Source organism: Rhizobacter sp. P2_H2, from assembly GCF_056403375.1.
Genome location: NZ_JBFUFP010000514.1, coordinates 1 through 3,799, shown reverse-complemented (window position 1 = coordinate 3,799; position 3,799 = coordinate 1). Strand labels below are relative to the sequence as shown.

Annotated in this window: 6 protein-coding genes; 4 read left to right on the top strand and 2 right to left on the bottom strand. The window is 67.6% G+C overall.

The window, feature by feature from the left end; genetic code table 11:
- Nucleotides 1–495, bottom strand: a 495-nt coding sequence (locus AC1D15_RS21460; protein WP_477827562.1) for a hypothetical protein, incomplete at its 3' end; no start/stop codon positions are given.
- A 95-nt stretch (nt 496–590) separates the two neighbouring features.
- Between AC1D15_RS21460 and AC1D15_RS21455 the strand changes: the two genes are divergently transcribed.
- Together AC1D15_RS21455 and AC1D15_RS21450 are read left to right on the top strand one after the other, a co-directional pair.
- A complete protein-coding gene (locus tag AC1D15_RS21455) occupies nt 591–764 on the top strand; it encodes a hypothetical protein (protein WP_477827561.1) in 174 nt (57 codons plus the stop codon).
- A 76-nt stretch (nt 765–840) separates the two neighbouring features.
- Entirely contained in the window at nt 841–2,049 is a 1,209-nt protein-coding gene (locus tag AC1D15_RS21450) for a lanthionine synthetase C family protein (RefSeq protein WP_477827560.1), read from the top strand.
- Nucleotides 2,050–2,127: 78 nt separating this feature from the next.
- On the opposite strand, the gene AC1D15_RS21445 is transcribed toward AC1D15_RS21450, so the two are convergent.
- Nucleotides 2,128–2,727 carry a hypothetical protein gene (locus tag AC1D15_RS21445; protein WP_477827559.1) on the bottom strand — a complete coding sequence of 200 codons (600 nt, stop codon included), beginning with the start codon at nt 2,725–2,727 and terminating at the stop codon, nt 2,128–2,130.
- 59 nt (nt 2,728–2,786) lie between these two features.
- Between AC1D15_RS21445 and AC1D15_RS21440 the strand changes: the two genes are divergently transcribed.
- Both AC1D15_RS21440 and AC1D15_RS21435 read left to right on the top strand, forming a co-directional pair.
- Complete coding sequence (locus AC1D15_RS21440) at nt 2,787–3,242, top strand: winged helix-turn-helix transcriptional regulator (protein ID WP_477827558.1); 456 nt, start codon at nt 2,787–2,789, stop codon at nt 3,240–3,242.
- Between the two features lie 41 nt (nt 3,243–3,283).
- The coding region (locus AC1D15_RS21435; protein WP_477827557.1) for a glutathione S-transferase family protein at nt 3,284–3,799 on the top strand (516 nt) is incomplete at its 3' end.

Genomic DNA, 3,799 nt, shown 5'->3' with positions numbered 1-3,799 from the left:
CAGCAACTCGGGGTGCGGCTGGATCGGCAGGCCGAGCTGTCGGCCCTTGAACTGCCCCTGCCGGTAGCCGATCTCGAGGAAGTCGTCGGGGCGGATCGTCGCCGCCGACGCCTTGATCCAGTCGTTCAGCGGCAGCAACACGCCTGCCGCGCCGTACTCGCCGGCCCACACGCTGTCGAAGCTGACGATGTCGTAGGCCGAGCGCTGGTCGTGCGCATTGAGCAGCGTGAGCCGGCGCACGTCGTCGTAGCCGACCACTTCGATCTCGACGTTGCCCCCGGCGCGTCGACCCAACTCGCGCGCGCCGGCGCGCAGCGCGATGGAGAACGGGTCGCCGACGATCAGCATGCGCACCGTCTGGCCGTGCAGGAAGCCGGCCACCACCGGCGCGGCCGGCGGCAGGTCGGGCTGCGGTTTGTTCGACGTGAAGTACAGGGCAGCAGCCACCAGAGCGGCGGCGCCGATGGCGATCACGGAGACGATGCGCTTGGACATGGACTCGCTCCCGGCTCGTGACGGCGATGTGCTTGCGCGGCGTGCCTATGCCGTCGTGTGGCCCGACCCCTGCACTGATTCTGCGCCCAAATGACATGAGCAGCCCCATCCGAGTGACCGACTCAGTATTCCTCGCAGGCGGCGGGTCAGCATGGTTCGAGCTCACTGATGCCAAGGGCAGGAAGATTGCGGTTGGCGTAGCAGGGCGTGCATTGCTTCCCGACCCGCTGAAGATCCTCGACTTGAACCGCTATCCTCCGCAAGCTTGATGTGAGGACCGTCATCGGCAGGGCCTCTCATGTCGGCAAACCGGCGCTTGCCGCACTCAAGGATCCGGGGTGAATCATGTTGTTTGACCCAGCGCGCCACGAGCCACTGCGGGTGATTCCCTGGGACGAAGACCTCGTCCGGGGCAGCATTCGCCGGATCGTGACAGAGACCGAGGCCCGGTTCACGCCGGAGAGCTGGTGGTCGCCCCACCCGCGTGATCTGGAGCCGGGCGAAGACGCCGCACAGCCCGCAACGCCGCTCTACTACGGCGCCTGCGGTGTGGTGTGGGCGCTGCACCATCTGCAAGATGCGGGCGCCGTTCGCTTGCAGCGCGACTATCGCGACTCTGCACGGCTGGCCGACCTGCTGGCGCGCAACACATCCTGGCTGGGTACCGAGGCGGCTGCGCATGCCGGCTCTTTCATGATGGGGGAGTTGCCCTTTCGCTTGCTCGAATACGCAGCGACGCCGCTGCCGGCCACCGCGGGCCGCTTGTCTGAGCTGATCGCCGCCCACATGGAACACCCAGCGCGCGAACTGATGTGGGGCTCGCCCGGCACACTGCTGGCTTCTCTCTTCCTGCATCAGCGGACCGGCGAAGCACGCTGGGCCGAACTTTTCCGCAGCACGGCGGCGGTGCTGTGGTCGCAGCTCCTTTGGTCCGACGAGTTTGCCTGCCACTACTGGATGCAGGACCTGTATGGCCGCCAGTCCACCTACATCGACGCAGTCCATGGTTTCGTGGCGACCGCTGTACCCCTGATACACGGCCGCCACTTGCTGGACGAGACCGATTGGGGTGCCTGGCAGTCCTGCATCGAAAACACCGTACTGCGCACTGCCACCTGGGAAGGCCAGCACGTCAACTGGCGCGCCGTACTGACGCCGCCGCCCGCCAGACCCTTGCTGATGCAGTACTGCCACGGCGCACCTGGCTTCGTAGTCTGCGTGGCCGACCTGCCGAGCCCTGCGCTGGACGAAGTGCTCGCCGCAGCAGGTGAAGCGGTCTGGGCCGCCGGACCGCTGAACAAGGGCTCCAACTTGTGCCACGGCACCGGCGGCAACGGTTACGCTTTTCTCAAGCTATACCGGCGCACCGGTGATGCGATGTGGCTGCAGCGCGCGCAATCCTTTGCAATGCACGGCATAGCGCAGACTGAGGCCGATGCGAGGCTGTACGGCCAACTGCGCTATTCGCTGTGGACCGGCGACCTTGGCTTCGCCATCTACCTGTGGAACTGCCTGCATGGTCGCGCCGATTTCCCGACGCTGGACCTGTTTTGAAACGCATGACGGCCCATGCGCTCCCCACATCGGGTCTGCGGCGCCACAGCCGGCGCAGCGAACCGCTGCTCGCCCGACTCACGACCGCGTATCGACCGCGATCCAGTTGATTTCCCACGTCACGCCGCCGTCGGCCGAGAACGCCTGCTCGAAGCGGCAGCTGTCGGCGCCGGCCGACTCGATGACGAAGCGCACGAGCACGGGCCGGCCGTTGAATTCCTCCGCGCTGTAGAACACGCCGCGCGGGGTGCCGCCGAATCCACCCGTCATCGCAGCGGCGAGCGTGCCGGACGCGGCGTTGGAGAAGTTGAGCGTCCAGCGCCTGAGCGTCGTGTCGAAGAGCCGCAGCGACAGCCCCTGGATTCGCCCTGCAGGTCCGGAGACGTCGAGCTCGGCGAGGTTCGCGCGACCGCCCAGCACCGGGCTCACGACGGTCGTGCCGGCGTACTCCGCCCAGGCGTCGGATCCGCTCAGCGGCTGCAGGCGGCGCCGGAGCTGCGTGTGCCAGCGACCGTGCTCGAACTCGAAATCATGCGGCGAGCCGACGGGTGTCGCGGGGATGGCCCGCACGGCGCCGGCTGGTGCAGTCGATGGCGGCGCAGGCACGGCGCAGGCGCCGAGGAGCGCCAGCAGGCCGGCGATGCCGTACGAGATCGAACGGGTGGGCAGCTGGATCATGGTTGCAAGGCATCCGACGGTGAGAGGTGACTACACTCGGGCGCACTCTAGCCAGCACCATGGACACCGCCAAGAAGGCACCTGCAGGTAACCGTCCGCGCGTGGCACGTGCCAACGCGATCCCGGGCTGCGCGCTGACGGCTGCGCTGGCCGCCATCGGCGGGCGCTGGAAGCTGTTCGTCGTGTACCGGCTGTCAGACGGCCCGCGGCACTTTGCCGCGCTGCGTCGCAGCCTGCCGGACGTGTCGGCCAAGGTGCTGGCGCAACAACTGCGCGAGATGCAGGCCGATGGTCTCGTGAGCCGGGAGCGCAGCGGGCCGGTGCCGGCCGTCGTGCACTACGCGCTCACGCCGCATGGGCGCTCGGTGCTGCCGGTGGCGGAGGCGATCCGCCATTGGGGCATGGCACATCAGGCTGCGCATGCGGGCCTGGGCCCGGCGGATGGCGTGGTCGTCGATGCGCGTGCGGTGTGTGGTGATGTCGATTCGGGTCTGCCTCGAACGTCGAGTCTGTGATCGGACCTTCAAGGTCCCGTACTCGAGAGGAGAGATCGACCATGAACCCCACCATTTCGGCCTTTGAATCGTCGCCTGACCGCGGCCGCGGGCTCGCGCGCGACATGCGCGTTCGCTGGGCGCTGGAGGAGGCAGGGCAGCCCTACGAGGTCCGCCTGCTTTCCTTCGCGGCGATGAAGGCGCCGGCGCATCGCGCGCTGCATCCCTTCGGGCAGATCCCGACCTATCAGGAAGACGATCTGGTGCTGTTCGAGTCGGGCGGCATCGTGCTGCACATCGCGGAGCATCACGCCGGCCTGCTGCCCGCCGACGCGAATGCCCGGGCCCGTGCGATCACCTGGATGTTTGCCGCGGTCAACACGGTGGAGGTGCCGATCATCGAGTTCCAGAACGCCAAGCTGCTGGAGCGCGACAAGAGCTGGTACGACGAGCGCCTGCCTCTCGTCGTGGAGCGCGTGCGTGTCCGGTTGGGCGAGTTGTCCGATCGACTGGGCGATGCGGAGTGGCTCGATGGTGCGTTCAGCGCGGGCGACCTGATGATGGTCGCGGTGCTGCTC